At 36.0% G+C, this 20,254-nt stretch carries 12 protein-coding genes; 9 read left to right on the forward strand and 3 right to left on the reverse strand.

The window, feature by feature from the left end; translation table 11 throughout:
- Window positions 1-226: 226 nt before the first annotated feature.
- Window positions 227-568 (forward strand): type II toxin-antitoxin system HigB family toxin, encoded by a 342-nt coding sequence (locus AC3E9W_RS17170; protein ID WP_306156249.1) that lies wholly within the window; start codon window positions 227-229, stop codon window positions 566-568.
- Window positions 568-1,128, forward strand: a complete 561-nt coding sequence (locus tag AC3E9W_RS17175) for a helix-turn-helix domain-containing protein (protein ID WP_488769295.1) — start codon at window positions 568-570, stop codon at window positions 1,126-1,128. The genes AC3E9W_RS17170 and AC3E9W_RS17175 overlap by 1 nt, the downstream gene beginning before the upstream one ends.
- On the opposite strand, the gene AC3E9W_RS17180 is transcribed toward AC3E9W_RS17175, so the two are convergent.
- The 3 genes from AC3E9W_RS17180 to AC3E9W_RS17190 form a co-directional block, all read right to left on the reverse strand.
- On the reverse strand, window positions 1,052-1,309 hold the full coding sequence (locus AC3E9W_RS17180; RefSeq protein WP_488769378.1) for a helix-turn-helix domain-containing protein: 258 nt from the start codon (window positions 1,307-1,309) through the stop codon (window positions 1,052-1,054). The genes AC3E9W_RS17175 and AC3E9W_RS17180 overlap by 77 nt on opposite strands.
- A gap of 159 nt (window positions 1,310-1,468) precedes the next feature.
- A complete protein-coding gene (locus AC3E9W_RS17185) occupies window positions 1,469-2,839 on the reverse strand; it encodes a phophatidylserine decarboxylase associated domain-containing protein (RefSeq protein ID WP_488769296.1) in 1,371 nt (456 codons plus the stop codon).
- A 433-nt stretch (window positions 2,840-3,272) separates the two neighbouring features.
- A complete protein-coding gene (locus AC3E9W_RS17190; protein WP_488769297.1) occupies window positions 3,273-4,481 on the reverse strand; it encodes an MFS transporter in 1,209 nt (402 codons plus the stop codon).
- 100 nt (window positions 4,482-4,581) lie between these two features.
- Here AC3E9W_RS17190 and AC3E9W_RS17195 point away from each other — a divergent pair, with 100 nt between their 5' ends.
- From AC3E9W_RS17195 to AC3E9W_RS17225, 7 genes are all read left to right on the forward strand, one after another.
- Window positions 4,582-5,397 carry an AraC family transcriptional regulator gene (locus AC3E9W_RS17195; protein WP_488769299.1) on the forward strand — a complete coding sequence of 272 codons (816 nt, stop codon included), beginning with the start codon at window positions 4,582-4,584 and terminating at the stop codon, window positions 5,395-5,397.
- Between the two features lie 399 nt (window positions 5,398-5,796).
- Window positions 5,797-7,983, forward strand: a complete 2,187-nt coding sequence (locus tag AC3E9W_RS17200; protein WP_488769300.1) for an alpha-L-rhamnosidase-related protein — start codon at window positions 5,797-5,799, stop codon at window positions 7,981-7,983.
- Window positions 7,984-8,130: 147 nt separating this feature from the next.
- Complete coding sequence (locus AC3E9W_RS17205) at window positions 8,131-9,804, forward strand: glycoside hydrolase family protein (protein ID WP_488769301.1); 1,674 nt, start codon at window positions 8,131-8,133, stop codon at window positions 9,802-9,804.
- Window positions 9,805-10,114: 310 nt separating this feature from the next.
- Window positions 10,115-11,239, forward strand: a complete 1,125-nt coding sequence (locus tag AC3E9W_RS17210) for a glycoside hydrolase family protein (RefSeq protein ID WP_488769302.1) — start codon at window positions 10,115-10,117, stop codon at window positions 11,237-11,239.
- A 156-nt stretch (window positions 11,240-11,395) separates the two neighbouring features.
- Window positions 11,396-14,725: a glycoside hydrolase family 2 TIM barrel-domain containing protein gene (locus AC3E9W_RS17215; protein WP_488769303.1), complete on the forward strand. Its 3,330-nt coding sequence runs from the start codon at window positions 11,396-11,398 to the stop codon at window positions 14,723-14,725.
- 353 nt (window positions 14,726-15,078) lie between these two features.
- Entirely contained in the window at window positions 15,079-18,492 is a 3,414-nt protein-coding gene (locus tag AC3E9W_RS17220; protein ID WP_488769304.1) for a glycosyl hydrolase, read from the forward strand.
- 299 nt (window positions 18,493-18,791) lie between these two features.
- Complete coding sequence (locus AC3E9W_RS17225; RefSeq protein WP_488769305.1) at window positions 18,792-20,216, forward strand: sialate O-acetylesterase; 1,425 nt, start codon at window positions 18,792-18,794, stop codon at window positions 20,214-20,216.
- Window positions 20,217-20,254 lie beyond the last annotated feature (38 nt).

Genomic DNA, 20,254 nt, shown 5'->3' on the forward strand with positions numbered 1-20,254 from the left:
ATTTTACAAACGCTTTCTATAGACGAAAGCGTTTTTTTTATGTTTGTTTGAAAAAATAAGAAAGTAAATACGTGTTAATTTTTAAAAATAATTTGTAAGTTTGTTTTTACAGAAGATTGTCTTTTTTATTTAAAAAATAGAATCTTCGAATGAATTTGAAAATGAACTACAAATTTAAAGTTCGGTTTATATAAGAACTTTTAATTATCTTTGCTAAGCTGGAATTATGAGGATTATTGGGAAAAAGACAATTTTAAAAATTAAAAAGAAAAACATAGGCAATAAAAAGTTATGCGACGAAATCGACAAGTTAATTGCTGATTTAGAAAAGTTTAATCCTGAAAAAGATAATCTTAGCGAAATTAGAAATGATGCAGACTGTGTGCACAATGAAGGTTTTTATTTCTTTAATATTAATATTCACAGAACACTTATATTGATTGAGTTTGATGATGATGGAGAAGCTACAATTGTTTGGGCAGGAACGCATCAGGAATACGAATCGACATTTAAAAATAACAAAACGACTATTGAAAAATGGTTACGAAAAAATAGCTATATAGAATAATGAAAACGCATTTTGATATAGAAAAATTAATAGAAAAAGGTATAATTACAAACGAATTGGATTATGAAAGAGCTCTTATTTCTGATCGGAAACTAAGGCTTTTAGCAAAAGACAACGTCTACTTTAAAAACGTGAGATCGAAGCTTCGTGAGATAATTGAGAAGTATGAAAATGCTGAATGGAGTGATGTCGATAAAATTGATGATCAAAAGATTTTAGAAAGCGATAAATCTGAACGTATAGCAGAATTAGAAAGATTATTTCTTGAAAACAGGAAACAAATAATAAGAAAGAAACTTAAAGAACTTGAATTAACACAGGAAAATCTGGCTTTAATTTTAGGTCATAAAAGCAAAACTTATATGTCTGAACTTATAAATGGAATTAAACCATTTACTTTGAGAGATTTAATTGTTATAAATAGATTGTTGAAAATTGAAATAGCAGTTTTAATACCTGTATTTCTTTCAAAAGAAGACCAGACTAAAGTACAAGAAGCTGTAATAAAATTGGGAAAACCAAAAGTAAAATTAACAAGCGATGATTTAGTTTTATCTTAAACTTATAAAATTTTGAATTATAGAAAACGTTTTCCAATATGAAAGCGTTTTTTTTATTTCGTAGAAACCAACAACCCCCAACATAAACCTTTAAATATTTAGAAATTTCATAAAGTGTTTCAACAGTAGGCTGAACTTCATTAGTACACCAACGCGAAACAGTTGCTACCGTTTTTAGTATACATAGCCCACGGTTTCAACCGTAGGTACATATCGTTGAGGATTTGCATTGCGTACCCACGATTGAAATAGGCTATATTCTAAAATAAAAAACACATAACATTCAAAAGAACGTTATGTGTTTTTTTATTTATATAGAGAATTATTTCCTGAGAATAATTTACAGCACTTTAAAAATTTGCGTGTTTACACGAATATTATTAGGAGCCTCCAAACCTGGGTTTTCATAATTGCTGAATTCTAAATTAACACCTGGTCTAAAAAATAAACAATGTGTTGAACCTCCAAAATGAAACATTCCTAGTTGATCTCCCTTTTTTACAATATCGCCGGTTTTTACAGTTATTTCACAACTAGAAACCTCCGCCATTCCCACAGGCATTACACACATAAGTCCAATAGCGGGATTATCGGCCTCAATAAAAATAAGGGCTCTGGTGGCAACTGCTGTTAAAAACGCTTGAGAATTGTTGGGTGCGCTAGAATCAGGTCCTTGTGGATTGTAAAAACCCTGATATAGATTTTCTAAATAATAAGTCCCATTTACAATAGCCGTTTTTACGATTCTACCGTTTACAGGACTGTGCCAGCGGTGGTAGCTCAAGGCGCTCAAAAAAGCCTGATAAACTGTTCCACCAGCAAATTGTGGCGTTAATTCATCAAAATTCAGCATGTTTTCTAACGAATACGGCTGTCCTTTTAACCAAAACTGATCTGATAAAGCTACATTTTTAGCCACTTGCAAAGGTGCCGACTCACAGGCATTTACAATAATCGAGTCATCATTTGGCGCAGTAACAGGGCGTACATTTGCACAAAACAATCTGGTGAAAAAATCATCCCAGCTTTTGAATCCATAATAGGGATCGGAAGGATTGGACTGAAAAACATCAGAAAATGTAGCGCTGGCAGGAATAGGATTCGGTTCTAAGCCCAAAGCTCCTTTAGCGACTTCCATCATTTCAGATTGTGCTAAGTCGCTCAGCCATGCAATTACGTTTTCTGAAGGATCATTTTCGATTAAAACATATCTGGAATCTTCCGAAACTAAAAATTTAGACCAGTAGTTTAATATTTTCTTCAACTGCTGATTCACCAATGCATTTGAAAAAACATCATATCCAAAATTGGTTGCCATTGGCCAGGCTAGAAGTGCATTAATAGGAAAACCAATCATACCCGCAGGCGATTGATTTCCAGGAGCACCAGTTTGATAAGCCTCAGGAGCGGTTTGCATGATTCCGTTTAGTAAAACAAGAAAATCTTCAAAAGTCACAGGCTCCGGTTCCCAAGGTAAGGGAGTACTTTGTTTTAAAAAATGTGCTTCGGCAAACATTCCCTGCACATTTGCATACAAAACGGGGTCTGAATATACCATATTTTGAAATTCGACAATTTCAGGAATAAGTGGCGTTGGATTTTTTTTGGTAAATTCCTTTAATTTTAATGTCCAATTTTCGATAATTTGCGGATCCTGTGGCAGCCAGTTTCCTAATAATTGTTTTGCTTTAGTGAATGTAGTTTTTTCCATAAATTTTTTGGTTAAATTAATAGATTAGGTGTTTTAGAAAAATAATTCAAAAAACGAACTAGTTACTTGGGCTTATATTAGGATGCTCATAGGCGGATATCGATAGTGAAGTTTTTTTATGAATTCTCTTGCTAATATCGTAAAAAATTTAGAGAATTGAAAATAAAATGTAAGAATTTTATGTTACGAATTAATGTTCCACAAAAAGAATATAAAGTTTGCCACGAAGGCACCAAGACACAAAAGATTTTATGAATTGCCTCCAGTTTTAACTGGAGGTATAAAGCAAGTATAGAAAAAGGCTTTAGCCGCACTACTTACAGTTTGGTTAAAGCCTATGACTTTAAAATTATTTTCTCATCCAGCTAAAGCTGGACGCAATTCAACTTTAAAAAAAACTTTGCGCCTTAGCACCTTCGTGGCAACATAAAATTTAAGCCTTTTTACGACCTTCAATATTCGGCAAGAATCCAGTAATTACACCAATCAACGGTAGAAATGCACAGATTCTAAATACATATTCTATACTCGTTGCATCGGCAATTTTTCCTAGAATAGCAGAACCCAATCCGCCCATTCCGAAAGCAAATCCGAAGAAAAGACCGGCTACAAGACCCACTTTACCTGGAAGTAATTCTGTTGCGTAAACCAAAATCGCAGAGAAAGCCGAAGAAAGGATCAATCCGATGATTACAGATAAGGTTCCAACCCAGAAAAGAGAAACATAAGGTAGCATTAATGTAAACGGCGCAACACCCAAAATAGAAACCCAGATTACGTATTTTCTTCCGAAACGATCACCAATAGGTCCACCAATTAAAGTTCCTGCTGCAACGGCACCAGAAAACAAGAATAAATATACTTGCGACTGCTGAATTGAGATATGGAATTTATCAATCAAAAAGAAAGTGTAATAACTCGTAATACTGCTCATGTAGAAGTATTTAGAGAAAATAAGAACCAATAAAATAGCTAAAGATGCAATGACACGGTTTTTAGACAAATGATGCGTTTCGATTTTATGTGCCGATTTGTTAGCCATTCTTTCAGAAAGGTGTTCAGTGTACCAAATCGCAATTTTATACAAAGCAAAAATTCCGACCAAAGCAATTATACAAAACCAAGCCACATAAGATTGTCCGTGCGGAATAATGATAAAAGCAGCTAATAACGGTCCGATGGCGCTTCCAGCATTTCCTCCTAATTGAAAAATAGACTGTGCCAATCCTTTTTTTCCACCTGATGCCAAATGCGCCACACGAGAAGATTCAGGATGAAAAATAGAAGATCCGATTCCGATTAAACTTACTGATAATAATAGAAAGACAAAACTTGTTGAAATTGAAACCAGAAATAATCCGACCATTGTAAAACACATTCCGATAATCAGCGAATACGGTTTAGAATTTTTATCAGTAAACATTCCCACAAACGGCTGAAGGATTGAAGCAACCATTTGATACGTAAGTGTGATGATTCCGATTTGGGTAAAACTCAAACCAAAATTGTCTTTAATGAGCGGATAAATTGAAGGAACTACAGCTTGTAAAAGATCATTAATTAAATGCGAAAAGCTGATTATAAATAAGATTGAATAAGTTGTTTTTTTAATGACTTCTGGTTGTACTTTAACGGTTTCCATGAGTTATTTTTAGATTAATATTTGTTTGGAAAATAATAGTGGCACTAATTTTTTACAAAATTGAAATAAATAACAATGTCAAAATTGCTATATTTGGACAATGAATAATCAGATTCGGACATTTAGGGTGGCTCAAGATTACGGATTTCAGATAGATCCGTCAATTCCTGTTTTAGGATACACAGAAACAGTGAATTATGAAACCTGTATTTCGCATGCTCATCCACGCGGGCAGTTGATATACGCAACTCGCGGTGTGATGAATGTTGTCGTAGGCAATAATATTTGGGTGGTGAATCCGTTGCAAGGTTTGTGGATTCCGGGTGGAGTAGAACATCAGGTTACGTTTCAGAAAGACGTAAATTACTACAGTGTTTTTATAGATCCTTCGGTTACTAAAGGTTTACCAATTAATAGTTTCTCCTTTGATATTCCGATGTTTTTAAAACAATTAGTTTTTAAAATCATCACATTTGGAACAGAAGGAAATCTAGAAGCTTCACAAAGAAGAGTAATAGACGTTTTCCTAGATGAATTGGCTTTGATTGTGCCAAGTGCAACATTTTTGCCCACAACAAACGATGAAAGACTTCAAAAAGTTGTCGAGCTTCTAATGAATGATGTCGCAAGCAAACAAACCATAGATTATTATGCTGAACTCTCTTTTATGAGCACGAGAACTTTATCTCGTTTGTTTATCAAAGAATTAGGAATGAATTTCAGCGATTGGCGTACTCGTTTGAAGTTGCTTGAAGCCATTAAAAGATTAGGCGAAAAACAATCCATTAAAGAAATTGCACTCAATTTAGGCTACGAAACTCCAAGTGCCTTTATTTTTATGTTCAAAAAACATTTAGGAAAAACACCTTCTAATTATATTTTGGAAGATGAAAACGAGGATAAAATTTCTGCATAATTGAACGCGGATAAAACGGATTCGCTACCGCGAAGACGCTGATTTGTGCAGATTTTATTTTTAAACACATAAAAACATAGATTTTTATTTACTTGACTAAATAGAGAATATTGAAAATGACTTAGTCATTAACACATAGCTATGTGTGTTTAAACAAGTGAAACGACTTTTTACACACAGATAAGTCTATGATTCTATGTGTTTAAAAATTTAAAAATCCGTGTCATCTGCGTCCCATAAAAATTGTAACATCATTTTTTTTAATACTAAAAAAGTGATAACTCGTAATTTTTCCCTTAAAAAATTATCAAAGATTACTGTTTTTTATGAAATAGCAGGATAGTGCAGGTTGTGAAATGTGATAATAACACTTATCTTTAGTCCCAAAATAAACTTACTATGCTAAACCGCCCTTCCATTTTTAAGATTATATTTCTTTTTGCCATTCTTTTTTCTTGCTCGCTAGTATTGGCGCAGGAAAAGCAAAAAAAAGCGACATGGATCTGGTATCCAGGAGATTTTGAAGTTTGGTTGAGCAATAAAATGCAGGTAAGACGTACAGAACGTGAAGCAGTTTTTCCTCCGCTTTGGCAATATTATAGTCCTTATGCTTTAGTAACTTTTCAGACAGAAGTAGATATTCCAAAACCAGACGAGGTGAAAATTTACTCTGAAGGGCCTTTTCAATTACTTTTAGACGGCGTTCAAATTTATGGACAGCCAAAATCAATAACAGTTCCGGCCGGAAAACATAAAATTTCATTTAAAGTTTACAATCAGGAAGTATTGCCTGCAATCTATATTGAAGGTAATTATGTTAAATCTGATGCTTCATGGAAAGTAACCAACGAAGATAAACTTTGGATTGACGAAGCAGGAAAAGCACAGCAATCTGGTACGCCTTGGATTCCTGTTGGTTCTTGGAATTTTGATTCTCCAAAAACTAAACCTTCGGAGTTTAAACTGACAACCAAACCTTTATTCGCAAAAAAAACAGAGAAAAATGGAAATGGAGATTTGGTAGATTTTGGAAAAGAAACTTTCGGTTACATTAAAATTCACGGTTTAAAAGGAAAAGGCAAAGTAGCGCTTTATTACGGAGAATCTCGCGAAGAAGCGCTGGATTCTGCCAAATGCGAAACCTTAGACCATTTGTCTTTTGACGGAAAACAGCCAGAAACCTATACACACGATGGTTCAAAAGCATTCCGCTATGTTCAAGTACAGGCTGATGCAGGCGTAAAATACGATTCGATTTCGATGCTTTACGAATATCTGCCACTAGATTATCGTGGCGCATTCAAATCTTCAGATCAATTATTGAATAAAATTTGGGATGTGTCGGCTTACACGATGCATTTAACGTCACGAGAATTTTTTATTGACGGAATCAAACGTGACCGCTGGGTTTGGTCTGGCGATGCGTATCAAAGTTATTTGATGAATTATTATTTGTTCTTTGATTCGCCTTCTGTTGAAAGAACGATGATTGCTCTTCGTGGCAAAGACCCTGTGACGGCTCACGTAAACATCATAATGGATTATTCGCTGTATTGGTTTGTAGGTGTTTACGATTACTACTTGCATACAGGCGATACGAAATTCATTAAAACTTTTTATCCAAGAATGAAATCGCTGATGGATTTCTGTTTAGAAAGAAGAAATAAAAACGGATTCCTCGAACCATTAGAAGGCGATTGGGTTTTCATTGACTGGGCAGACGGATTGCCAAAAACCGGTGAAGTTAGTTTTGAGCAAATGCTTTTGGCAAGAAGTTTAGAAGCGATGGCCGTCAGTGCTAAAATTGCAAATGAGAATGAAGATCAAAAACAGTATGAAAAATTATCAGCTGATTTGAAAGCAAAATTATTTGATGTGTTTTGGGATAAAAAAGAAAACGTCATGAAACACCAGCGTATTGACGGAAAAATGCAAAATATTGTAACCCGATATGCGAATATGTTCGGTATTTTCTTCAATTATTTTACTGAAGATCAAAAACAAAGTGTAAAAAATAAAGTGTTGCTGAATAAAGATGTTCTTCAAATCACAACGCCATATATGCGTTTTTACGAATTGGAAGCTTTGTGCGCTATGGACGAACAGGATTACGTTTTAAAAGAAATGAAAGAGTATTGGGGTGGAATGTTGAATGAAGGCGCAACATCTTTCTGGGAAGAATACAATCCGAAGAAAAAAGGAGCAGAGCACTTAACAATGTATGGTCGCCCTTACGGGAAAAGCCTTTGCCACGCGTGGGGAGCAAGTCCAATTTATTTGTTAGGAAAATATTATTTAGGTGTAAAACCAAACGCTCCAGGTTATTCAGAATATGAAATCAAACCAAATTTGGGAGGTTTACAATGGATGGAAGGAAAAGTCCCAACACCAAACGGAGAAGTTGCCGTGTATTGCAGTACTAAAGAAATTAAGATAAAAGCAGGCGAAGGTGAAGGAAAATTAATTTTTAAAAGTGCCAGCAAACCCAAAACAAACTCTGGAACGATTACGGAATTAGAAAAGAATAAATATCAGTTGATTGTTAAGCCGAATGTGGAATATAAGGTGAGTTATAAAGCACTGTAGTCCTTAGTCCCTAGTTATTAGTCCTTAGTTTTAACGTCCAGTTTGTCATTGCGAGGAACGAAGCAACCTCGCTAATAATTACACAAAGTACTTTTGCAAATTTGATTGCTTCGTTCCTCTAGATGACAAACAAAAAATAAAAAACCAATGTTACCAAAAAACACAAAATACAATTTCAATCTTAAAACTGCTTTCCTAGCGCTCTTTTTCCTATGCTTACAAGCCAACGCCCAAACTGCATGGAAACCAGCGTCATTCGAAATTGTAAAATCCAATTACAAAACTTTCAAAACTACTCAATACGCGCATGTATTTTCAGGAAGTAAACATAATATTGTTCGTTTAGCCCCGGAATTACAAGGTTTAAAAGGAATTGAACTTCCTTTAGACAAATACAAAAACGGTGTAAATGCGCCATTGCAGTTAAAATTTAAAGATGCTGTAACGGTTTTGGTTGGAGTTTTTCAGGAAAATAATTCCGAATATCTTCAAGCTGATAAACTTCAAAATGCCAAGTTAATTTTAGAAAACGGAGTAACGATTACAGGTTTACCTCCAGTAAATATTTATGCTGTTTCTTATTCAAAAGGAACTCAAAACATCAATTTTGGAAAAGGTTTATTTGCCATTTTGGGAGTTGTAAAAGCTTCTGAAAAACTAGAATCTAGAGACGCCAAACTTCCAGACGGTAAATTGTGGAAGCCGACTTTTATTGTGGAAGGATTTTCAGATGAAAAACCGCTTTTTGAAATTATTGGAGGAGAAAACAAACCCGTTATTGATGAAGGAATGTCTGGAACAGAAGACATTCAAGGAGGTTTTGAAGGCGGACGTGTGGTAAAAGTCGGTGATACGTATCATATGTTTCCAACCGAAAGAGCTGGAGAAAAAGGTGTTGATTACTATTATGATCGTGTAAAAACCAAAATAGGGCATTGGACCAGTAAAGATGCGATTCACTGGAAAAGAGAATCGACAATCTACCAAGCAAGCGGAGTTTATGCTGTAACCGAAGATGATAATCCGATGAATGATCGTCGTGCAGCTATTTGGTCTTATATGCCAATTTTTAATGAAAAAGCAAACAAATGGTACGGCTATTATTTGGCGTATACCGTAAGTAAAGAAATAGAACCTAATCACTCTTTCGGGAGAATTTGGCGTTGCGAATCAATGGTAGAGGGCATCAACGGAATTGGCGGACCTTATAAAGATATGGGAATTATCATGGAACCAGGATTGGATTCTCAGCCTTGGGAAGGACGTCAGGGAGTAGCTTCCTTTTTCCCGTACCAAGTTGGAGAAAAATATTTCGGATTTTACAGTGGAGCGTATCCTTTTAATTCGTGGGCAGATTATCCGAAGAAATCAGGAAAAGGCTGGTTTGTGGCTTTAGCCGAATCCAAAAGTTTAGAAGGCCCTTGGTTGCGAATGAACAAAGGTTTGGAACCCATCAAAACGATGCATCCGCTTTTTGTTGAAAATCCAATTGTAAGTCAATTGCCAAACGGAATGTACATCGCGATTTTCGACGGAGGTCCAGACGGTTGGGGACATCATTTACCGAATATGATTGCGTATTCGTTATCAGCAGATGGTGTAAATTGGGCAGAAGCGCATTATCTCCCAATCGAAACCAAAGTAGATAAATGGTGGGATATTATGAGAACGCCACTTTGCCTAATCCCAGAAGGAAATGACGTTTATACTATCGTTTACAATGCCATCGATTTAAAAAGAAGATTTCATCCAACAGGAATGGTAAAAGTAAAACTGAACAAAGATGTAATGGAGTCTAAATTGAAAGAATTAAAAAAATAATTTAGCACAAATAGAACGCGGATTAAACGGATTTACTTCGTAAAAACGCTGATTTACACAGATTTTATTTTAATGAATATGAGGATAGTTTAAAATTTCCCGCAGATTTTGCAGATCAAGCAGATAAAAAATCAGCTAAATCTGCAAAATCTGCGAGAGAAGAATAAAAAAAACTTTGTGCCTTAGCGACTTTGCGAGAGCTAAAAATAAAGCTTAGAATTAATCTCGCAAAGACACAAAGTAGCAAAGAAAAAATAAACTTAGAGTCTTAGTGCCTTCGTGGCAAAAGCAAACAAAACATAACCAAAAAATGAAAATTAAGTATCTAATCCTAACCATTTCAACACTTGTCCTAACAAGCTGTGCAACCAAATACAAGAAGCGTGAAATTACCGACAGCGTAATGCAGGAAATTTACGAAGAAGTAAAAACACCTTATAAGTACGGTTTGGTAATGGTGCCAACAGACAACTCCTACAAAATGGATTGTCCGAGTGTATTCAGAAAAGACGGCAAATGGTATATGACGTATTTAATTTACGATGGAAGAGGTTACGAAACATGGTTAGCAGAAAGTGATAATTTGCTTGATTGGAAACATTTAGGAAAAGTAATGTCCTTTTCAGAAAATGAAAAACACTGGGATGTCAACCAAAAAGCAGGATATATTTCGCTACAAGATATGACTTGGGGCGGAAGTTACGAATGGGAAAAATACGATGATAAATACTGGATGAGTTATTTTGGTGGAGACAGCAAAGGTTACGAAGCAGGCGTTTTGTCAATCGGAATGGCGTATACAAAAGAAGCGCCGACAAAACCACACGAATTTCAAAGATTAGAAAATCCAGTTTTAACGCCAAAAGATAAAGACGTCAAATGGTGGGATAACAGCACAATGTACAAAAACAGTGTAATTCGTGATAAAGATAAACTGACAGGACACAATTTTATCATGTATTACAATGCACGTGGCGATAGTATCAATCCAGCTAAAGGCGCCGAGCGTATCGCAATGGCGGTATCAAACGATATGAAAACCTGGAAACGTTATGGCGATAAACCATTAATTAATCATCATAAAGGAATTTCGGGAGATGCTTATATTCAGCGTATTAATGATACTTGGGTAATGTTCTATTTTGGCGCTTTTTGGACGGGTTGGAATCAAGGCGCATTTAACCGCTTTGCGGTTTCAAATGATTTAGTTAACTGGACAGACTGGAAAGGCGACGATTTAGTTAAATCTTCTGAACCTTACGACGATTTGTTTGCGCATAAATCTTTTGTTGTAAAACATGATGGCGTGGTTTATCATTTTTATTGCGCGGTCAATAAAGCAGAACAAAGAGGAATTGCGATTGCGACTTCGAAAGATTTAGGGAAAAGCAAATTGAATTTTGTGGCTCCGCCGGAGAAGAAGAAAAAGAATTAAGTATTTAGAATTAAGTATTAAGACACAGTTTTGTCATTTCGACCGAAGGGAGAAATCGCACTCGTAACCACAAAGATTGTCGATTATAGTTGCGAAATTCCTAGTGCGATTCCTCCTTCGTCGGAATGACAAAAAAACTAAAAATAAATAGAATTAATGTTTCAACCAATTCAAAACAATCACTTTTCAAGGTTTCGATTTTCGATACCAAAATCAGTATTCACATTTTTCATTTTACTTTTAACATTTTACACTAATGGACAATCCGTAACAGGAGAACCAGCGGGAGTTCCAGAATTGCATAAGAAATACCAATATGCACCGTGGGAAGATCCAACGATTACAAGCATCAACAGACAGCCTTCTCGTGCTACAGCATATTCATATACATCTGTCGAAGACGCTTTAAAAGGCGACAGAACCAAAAGCCGAATGCAGATGTTGACGGGCGATTGGGATTTTAAATATGCTGTAAACTTAAAAGAAGCATCTAGAGATTTTTATCAAAACAAAGTTTCGGGCTGGGATAAAATTGAAGTGCCATCTAACTGGGAAATGAAAGGTTACGACAATCCGATTTACAAAAGTGCTGTTTATCCGTTTCGACCAATAAATCCGCCATTTATTCCGAAAGATTACAATGGAGTAGGTTCGTATCAAAGAAGTTTTACTGTTCCTGAAAATTGGAAAGACATGACCGTAACTTTGCACTTCGGAGCTGTAAGTTCGGGGTTTGAAGTGTGGTTAAACGGAGAATTTTTAGGTTATGGCGAAGACAGTTTTCTGCCTTCAGAATTTGATATTACACCTTATTTAAAAGCAGGAGAAAATGTAGTTTCAGTTCGTGTAATCCGTTGGACAGACGGTTCTTATTTAGAAGATCAGGATCATTGGCGTATGAGCGGAATCCAGCGTGAAGTTTTCATTATGGCTGAACCGAAATTGCGTATTCAGGATTTCTTTGTTCAGACGAAATTAGATAAACAATATACTGATGCTATATTTAAACTTCGTCCGAAAGTAGAGAATCTGACTGGAGAAAGAGTTCAAGCTAAAGATTATACAATGAATGTTCAGTTGTATGATGCGAATAATTTACCAATGTTCAAAGAACCGCTTCAAAGACCTGTACTCGATTTAATCAATGAAAGTTATCCGCGTTTGGATAATGTTCGTTTTGGATTCTTCCAAGAAAACATCAAAAATCCGAAAAAATGGAGTTCGGAAGAACCTAATTTATACACGATGGTTATTTCGATTAAAGATAAAAATGGAAATGTAACCGATGCTAAAAGCTGTAAAGTAGGTTTCCGTTCAATCGAATTCTCGAAAGAAAACGGAAAAATGCTCATCAATGGAAAGGAAACCTATGTATATGGTGTAAACCGTCACGATCATCATCCGACAAGAGGAAAAGCGGTTACAAGAGAAGATATCAAACAGGATATCACGACGATTAAAAAGTTTAATTTCAACTTTATACGTACAAGTCATTATCCGAATGACCCTTATTTTTACGAATTATGCGATCAATACGGAATCATGGTCATGGATGAAGCAAACCAAGAAACGCACGGAATTGGCGGAAAATTAGCTAACGATCCGCTTTGGACAAATGCTTATATGGAACGTATGATCAGAATGGTGGAACGCGATAAAAACCATCCGTCTGTGGTCATGTGGAGTTTGGGTAATGAAGGCGGGAAAGGACCAAATCATGCTGCGATGTCGGGCTGGGTTCACGATTTTGATATGACTCGTCCAGTGCATTATGAACCAGCACAGGGGAATGCAAAATTAGACGGTTATATCGATCCGCTTGATCCGAGATATCCAAAAACAATCGATCACGCTTACAGATTTGAGAATCCGCAAGATGATTCGTATGTGGATATGGTCAGCCGTTTTTATCCAGGTGTTTTCACTCCGAAATTTTTGGTTGATCAAAAGAAAGATACAAGACCGATTATTTTCGTTGAATATTCTCATGCGATGGGGAATTCAGTTGGAAATTTAAAAGAATTATGGGATGAATTCCGTTCGCTTCCAAGAGTTATCGGAGGCTGTATTTGGGAATTTAAAGATCAGGGAATCGTGAAATTCGATTCAAGATCTGGACAAAATTATTTTGCACACGGAGGAGATTTTGGCGAAAAATACCACGACGGAAATTTCAATACAAAAGGAATTGTAGATTCTTACGGAAAACCAAAAGGTTCGCTTTTTGAGAATAAATGGGTGTATCAGCCAGCGGTTTCAACTTTAAACGGAAATCAGTTAGAAATTAAAAATCGCAGTGCAGTTAAATCTTTAGAAAGTTATATTCCGGTTTTAAGAATATTAGAAAACGGAAACGTAATTAAAACTCAGATTTTAAAACCTTTAAAAGTAGAAGCAGGACAATCGACGACTTTAAATATTAGTTCATATCTGCCAAAGATGAAAGCCGATGCCGAATATATTTTAAATATAGAATTCCAGCTTTCAGCAGATGAACTTTGGGCTTCTAAAGGTTACACTGTCGCGGAAGATCAATTCGTGATTCAGAAGAAAAGCGAAGTTAATCCAGCTGCTAAAGGAACAGTAAATGTTTCGGAATCAGATTTGGATTATTTTATTAAAGGAAAATCATTCGATATAAAAATCAACAAAACAAACGGCGCTTTGAGTTCGTACGTTTTCAACGGAGAAGAACAAGTTTTTGCACCTTTGATGCCTAACTTCGTTAGACCGCTTACAGACAACGACAAACGCGGATGGAAATCGCAAAAGTTGTTGAAACAATGGTACAAAGCAAAACCAAAATTGGTGAATGTAAAAATCGACAAATCGGCTTCTGAAATTAAAGTTACAAGCGATTATGAAATTATAAAAGACAGTGCGAGCGTAAATGTGGTTTACAATATCAGTCCAGACGGCGTGATAAAAGTAGATTACAGTTTAAAAGCTTCAGATAAATTGCCAAATATTCCAAAAATCGGAATGCAGATGGGCGTTCAAAGAAAATTCGACCAGATTTCGTGGTACGGAAAAGGAGAATTGGAAAATTACATCGACAGAAGTTTTGGCTCGTTTGTTGGTAAGTATTCGTTGCCAATTAATGATTTTATCGAACATTATCCAAAACCACAGGAAAACGGAAATCGTTGCGATGTAAGATGGATGGCATTATCAACTCCACAGAAAAATCAAGGTTTTGTTGTGGTAAACGACACTAAACTTTTGAGCATGAGTGCATGGCCTTATACTCAGGAAAATCTGAGTGCATCAGGTCATACGTACGATTTAAAGGACCCAGGATTCTTGACGCTAAACATCGATTTAATCCAAATGGGAGTTGGAGGAAACGACAGCTGGACAATTGTCGCTCAGCCAATTGAACAATATCAAATTAAATCAGGAAATTATCAATATAGTTTTTATTTAATGCCTTTCAGCGGTTCTAAAAATCAGTTGGAGAGTAGTTTGAAGAAGTTTAAGTACTAGCAATATCAATTAAAAATTAAAATTAAGAATTAAAAATTAAAAGATATACTTTGTCAGGCTGAGCGTACCGATGCTTCGGGAGAAGCCCACGCAAAGTAATTCGACAAAAATTATTAAACATAGCCCAAGGTTTCAACCTTGGGAAACGTATTGTAAATCACGTTACGTTTTACGTTGTGTTTACGTTGTGTACCCAAGGTTGAAACCTTGGGCTATGTTTGACAAAAATGAGATTAAAGATATAGTTTGTCATTTCGAGGAACGAGAAATCACACACGGGTTTCCGTACAGTTAATCGCCAATCTTTGTGGTTACGAGTGCGATTTCTCCCTTCGGTCGAAATGACAAACAGAATGAAAAAAAATAAAACAACAGAAATGTTAAACAAAAAACACCTCTTTTTTATCCTCCTATTCGCAAGCTTCGTCTCTGCTCAGGAAGTCCATAAAAAAGAAAACTCTTTTCAGCCAACATTAGAATCCTCCAAAACCTGGGTGTATTGGTATTGGATGAAATCGGCCTATTCTAAAGCCGGAATCACAGCAGATTTAGAAGCTATGAAACAAAACGGAATTGCAGGCGCGTATTTAATGACCATCAAAGGTCCAGCAAATCCGCCATTGATTGATCCGCCGGTTTTACAGCTGAGTCCAGAGTTTTGGGATATGATTCATTGGGCGTTTAAAGAAGCCGATCGTTTAGGTTTGAAACTTGCTTTTCACGGAGCAGACGGTTTTGCCGTTGCAGGCGGTCCGTGGATTACACCAGAAATGTCGATGCAGAAAGTAGTCTGGTCAACGACTGAAATTTTAGGTGGAAAAAAATTAGTTTCAAAACTGCCAGTTCCAGAACATTACAAAGACTATTATAAAGACATTGCGGTTTTTGCAATTCCAATAAAAGAATACGAAACTACTTCGCATAATCCATTACCAAAAGTAACGACATCAAATAATACAGACGCTTCTTTTTTGGCTGATCCTAAAAAAGAAGAAAATTTCAAGTTTTCCGATGCAGGCTGGATTCAATACGAATTTGAAAAGCCATTTACTTGCAAATCTATTGTAATTGAAACTAAAGGAAGAGATTATCAGGCACAGCGTTTAATAGTTGAAGTGAGCGATGATGGAGTTCATTTTAAATTCCACGAAAGACTGATTGCGCCACGCCACGGCTGGCAGGATATGGATTTTCCGAATACGCATACAATTACGTCTGTTACCGCAAAATATTTCCGATTTGTGTATGATCCAAAAGGCACAGAACCAGGTGCTGAAGATTTGGATTTTGCGAAATGGAAGCAGAATTTGAAAGTGAGTAAAATTACACTTTCAAATCAATCCGTAATCAATAATTACGAAGGAAAATCGGGAACAATCTGGCGTTTGACTCCACAGACTACTGAAAAAGAAATTCCAAATTCTGATGCATTTAAAAAATCAGAAATTATAAATATATCCGGCTTTGTGGATGTTGACGGAAATCTAAACTGGAAAGCCCCAAAAGGAAAATGGAAAATTATCCGAATGGGACATACTTCTACAGGACACGAAAATGCCACAGGAGGAGCAGGAAAAGGATTGGAAGTAGATAAATTTAATCCCGAATTAATTCGTTTTCAATTGGATCATTGGTTTGGAGAAGCGGTTCGTTCTGCTGGTCCAGAATTGGCTTCAAAAGTGTTGGAAATCCTTCATTTTGACAGTTGGGAATGTGGAAGTCAAAACTGGTCTTCGGTTTTTAGAGACGAGTTTAAAAAGAGACGCGGTTACGATCTTGTAGAATATTTGCCTGTATTGGCTGGAATTCCGATAGAAAGTGCCGATTTCTCAGAGAAAGTTTTGTACGATGTTCGTAAAACTATTGCCGATTTAGTGGCGGATAATTTTTATGGAACTATATCGCAGATTGCTAAAGAATATAAGGTTAAATTAAGCTCAGAAAATGTGGCGCCAACCATGATGAGCGATGCTTTGCTGCATTATAAATATGTTGATTATCCGGGTGGTGAATTTTGGCTGAAAAGCCCAACGCACGACAAACCTTTCGATATGGTCGATGCTATTTCGGGCGGACATATTTATGGAAAAGATATTATTCAGGCTGAATCTTTTACAGCTTTGAGAATGGATTGGGACGAACATCCTGGAAACTTGAAAACTACGGCAGACCGCAATTATGCTTTGGGAATCAACCGATTGTTTTTCCATGTTTTTGTTCATAATCCGTGGACAGACAGAAAACCGGGAATGACTTTAGACGATATCGGAACTTTTTTTCAAAGAGACCAAACTTGGTGGAAACCCGGAAAAGCTTGGTTTGATTATTGTCAAAGAGTTCAGTTTCAATTACAAAAAGGAAAACCTGTAATTGATTTGGCGGTTTTTATTGGAGAAGATTTTCCGTCGCGTTCCTTTGTACCAGATAGATTGGTGCCGATTATTCCGAATGTATTTGGGGCAGCGAGATTAGAAAGCGAGAAAATCCGTTTGGAGAATGAAGGTCAGCCGACAGCCAAAATGCCGAAAGAAGTAACGTATTCTAAAAATATTACTGATTTGTCGCAATGGATTAATCCGCTAAACGGTTATCAATATGATTCTTTCAATGCTGATGTTTTAATTAACAGAGCGAAAGTTCAAAACGGAAAAGTAACTTTCGAAAATGGAATTGAATATGGCGCTTTATTGTTTCCAGGAAGTCATAAAATGGCACCGAACAAAATTTTGTCTTTGGCTTCCGCCGAAAAAATCTTGCAGTTGCTAAAAGACGGTGCAACGATTTTTGTAGAGGATAAACCAATGATTCAGCCGGGAATTCAATCGGCAGAAAATCAAAAGAAATGGCAGAATATAATTGATGAAATCTGGAATAATGCCAATTCCTCTTCATGGAAAATTGGAAAAGGAACGGTCGTAAAATTACCATATTTAGGAAATGATTTTACTTCAATCGGAATAACACAAGATGTTTATTTTCCAAATTTAAACAGAGCCGATTCAGAAACGATTGCTTGGGCTCATAGAAAAGCAGAAAATGAAGAAGTTTATTTTCTTTCGAATCAAAAAGAGCACAAAAGAACTTTTGATGCTTCTTTCAGAATCGCAGGGAAAGTTCCACAATGGTACAATCCCGTTACCGATAAAACTTTGGCTTTAGCCAATTGGAAAATTGAAAACGGACGAACAATTGTTTTAGTAACTTTAGAAGCTAACGAATCTGGTTTTGTGATTTTTAAAGAAGAAACAAAAGAAGTTTTAGCGAAAGCAAAAGCTGCTGAATTTGAAAAAATTCAGGTTTTAGATGAAAACTGGGAATTGCAGTTTGACCCGGAATTCAAAGGTCCCAAAGAAGTCGTAAAAACAAATAGACTTTTTGACTGGAGCGCTTCTGCAAATGATCAAATTAAATATTATTCAGGAACTGTAGTTTATAAAAAAGAGTTTATCTGGAAAGGAAAAGATACTAATAAAATCTGGTTAGATTTAGGTGAAATTGCCAATATTGCTGAAGTTTTCATCAACGGAAAAGACTGCGGAACGCTTTGGACTTTTCCATTTAAAACTGATATTTCAAACGCATTACAAAAAGGAAAAAACACAATTGTAATAAAAGTGACCAATACGTGGGCAAACCGATTAATGGGCGATCAAAAATTGCCAAAGGAAGAAAGATTAACATGGACAACAGCTCCATTTAGATTGGAAGGAAATCCGTTGTTGAAAGCGGGATTGTTGGGGCCGGTGATGATTTTAAAAGAAAAATAGAAGAATTTTTTGCCACAGATTACAAGGATTTTCACAGATTATTTATATCATTTTAAGATGTGGTAATGAAAACATAGATCAATTGCCTCCAGCTTTAGCTGGAGGTCTAGGAATAACATAAGAATTGGGCTTTAGCCAAATGCGAAGTTTGGCTAAAGCCCAATAGAGAAAAAATATTTAATCTCCAGCTAAAGCTGGAGGCAATTGAAAAAATAATATAGACGCAGATTAAAGAATCATTACAGATAAATAATACTTTTTAATCTTTTAATCTGTGGCAAGAAAACAAAATGATAAAAATGAAAAAATCAATCATTGCAATTTTAACGGTTTTTCTAAGCCTTCAAATCAATGCAAAAATCAAACTGCCAGCATTATTTTCCGACAATATGATGTTGCAGCAAAAATCAAACGCACCGATTTGGGGCTGGGCAGAAAACAATGCCAATGTTACAATCAAAACATCATGGGATTCTAAAATTTATAAAACTAAAGCCGATGCTTCTGGAAAATGGAAAAACCAATTGCAAACGCCAACCGCAGGCGGACCTTTTACAATTGAAGTAAATGAAGGAACAGAAAAAGTAACCATCAAAAATATTTTAATCGGCGAAGTCTGGCTTTGTTCAGGACAATCCAATATGGAAATGCCTTTGAAAGGATTTCAAGGACAGCCAGTTAAAAACGGAAACGAAATCATTGTAAGATCAGCCAATAAAAACATTCGTTTAATTACGATTCCGCGTGCTACGGTTTTAGAACCAAAAGACGATTTTGAGGGAAAATGGGAAGAAGCTTCTCCGAAATCGACTTCAAATTTTAGTGCAACGGCTTGGTATTTCGGATCGCTTTTACAGGAAGTTTTAAATGTTCCAATTGGATTGATTCATGTTTCGTACGGAGGTTCAAGTATGGAAGCTTGGATGAACAAGGAAATGCTGAAAGATTTTGCAAGCGCTAAGATTCCGACCACGAAAGAAGAATTGGCAAAAGATCCAAACCGTGTTCCGACGACTTTGTTTAACGGAATGCTTTCGCCTGTAATTGGTTACGGAATTAAAGGCTGTATCTGGTATCAGGGTGAATCGAACTACGAAAGAGCTAGTGAATATACAGCTTTGATGAAGAAAATGGTAAGCAGTTGGAGAACGTTGTGGAATCAGGGAGATTTTCCGTTTTATTTTGCTCAGATTGCGCCGTTTAATTATGCTTCCTTTCATCCTAAAGATTATTTAGAGAAATACAATTCGGCTTATTTGAGAGAAGCGCAGTTTAAGGCTTCGAAGGAAATTTCGAATTCGGCAATGGCGGTTTTAATGGATGTTGGAGAAGAAAATAATATTCACCCAATGGATAAGGAAAAAGGAGGAAATCGACTGGCTTTTCAGGCTTTGGCAAGAACATATGGCATTGAAGGCTTCGAATTTGAGAGTCCGAAATATAAATCAATAGAAATAAAAGACGGTGCTGTAACGGTTTCTTTTGATGATGTGGCTAACGGAATTACGTCTTATGACAAGGAAGTTTTAGGTTTTGAAATCGCTGGAGAAGACAAAGTTTTTTATCCAGCTAAAACGGTTGTAAGAAGAAAATCAGTGGTTTTGACTTCGGATAAAGTTAAAAAGCCAGTTGCAATTAGATATCTATGGAAAGATTTCGCGAAAGCGGAATTATTCAGTGCAGGCGGTCTGCCGGTTTCTTCGTTTAGAACGGATGAATGGTAGGTCTTTTTTAAACCATGTAAGTTATATAAGATAATTGA

This window comes from Flavobacterium sp. 38 (assembly GCF_057799715.1).

What these genes read in the sequence shown, in the direction of transcription:
- AC3E9W_RS17170 (WP_306156249.1), top strand. Translation starts at nt 227, where the DNA reads ATGAGGATTATTGGGAAAAAGACAATTTTAAAAATTAAAAAGAAAAAC.
- AC3E9W_RS17175 (WP_488769295.1), top strand. Translation starts at nt 568, where the DNA reads ATGAAAACGCATTTTGATATAGAAAAATTAATAGAAAAAGGTATAATT.
- AC3E9W_RS17185 (WP_488769296.1), bottom strand. Translation starts at nt 2,839, where the DNA reads ATGGAAAAAACTACATTCACTAAAGCAAAACAATTATTAGGAAACTGG.
- AC3E9W_RS17190 (WP_488769297.1), bottom strand. Translation starts at nt 4,481, where the DNA reads ATGGAAACCGTTAAAGTACAACCAGAAGTCATTAAAAAAACAACTTAT.
- AC3E9W_RS17195 (WP_488769299.1), top strand. Translation starts at nt 4,582, where the DNA reads ATGAATAATCAGATTCGGACATTTAGGGTGGCTCAAGATTACGGATTT.
- AC3E9W_RS17200 (WP_488769300.1), top strand. Translation starts at nt 5,797, where the DNA reads ATGCTAAACCGCCCTTCCATTTTTAAGATTATATTTCTTTTTGCCATT.
- AC3E9W_RS17205 (WP_488769301.1), top strand. Translation starts at nt 8,131, where the DNA reads ATGTTACCAAAAAACACAAAATACAATTTCAATCTTAAAACTGCTTTC.
- AC3E9W_RS17210 (WP_488769302.1), top strand. Translation starts at nt 10,115, where the DNA reads ATGAAAATTAAGTATCTAATCCTAACCATTTCAACACTTGTCCTAACA.
- AC3E9W_RS17215 (WP_488769303.1), top strand. Translation starts at nt 11,396, where the DNA reads ATGTTTCAACCAATTCAAAACAATCACTTTTCAAGGTTTCGATTTTCG.
- AC3E9W_RS17220 (WP_488769304.1), top strand. Translation starts at nt 15,079, where the DNA reads ATGAAAAAAAATAAAACAACAGAAATGTTAAACAAAAAACACCTCTTT.
- AC3E9W_RS17225 (WP_488769305.1), top strand. Translation starts at nt 18,792, where the DNA reads ATGAAAAAATCAATCATTGCAATTTTAACGGTTTTTCTAAGCCTTCAA.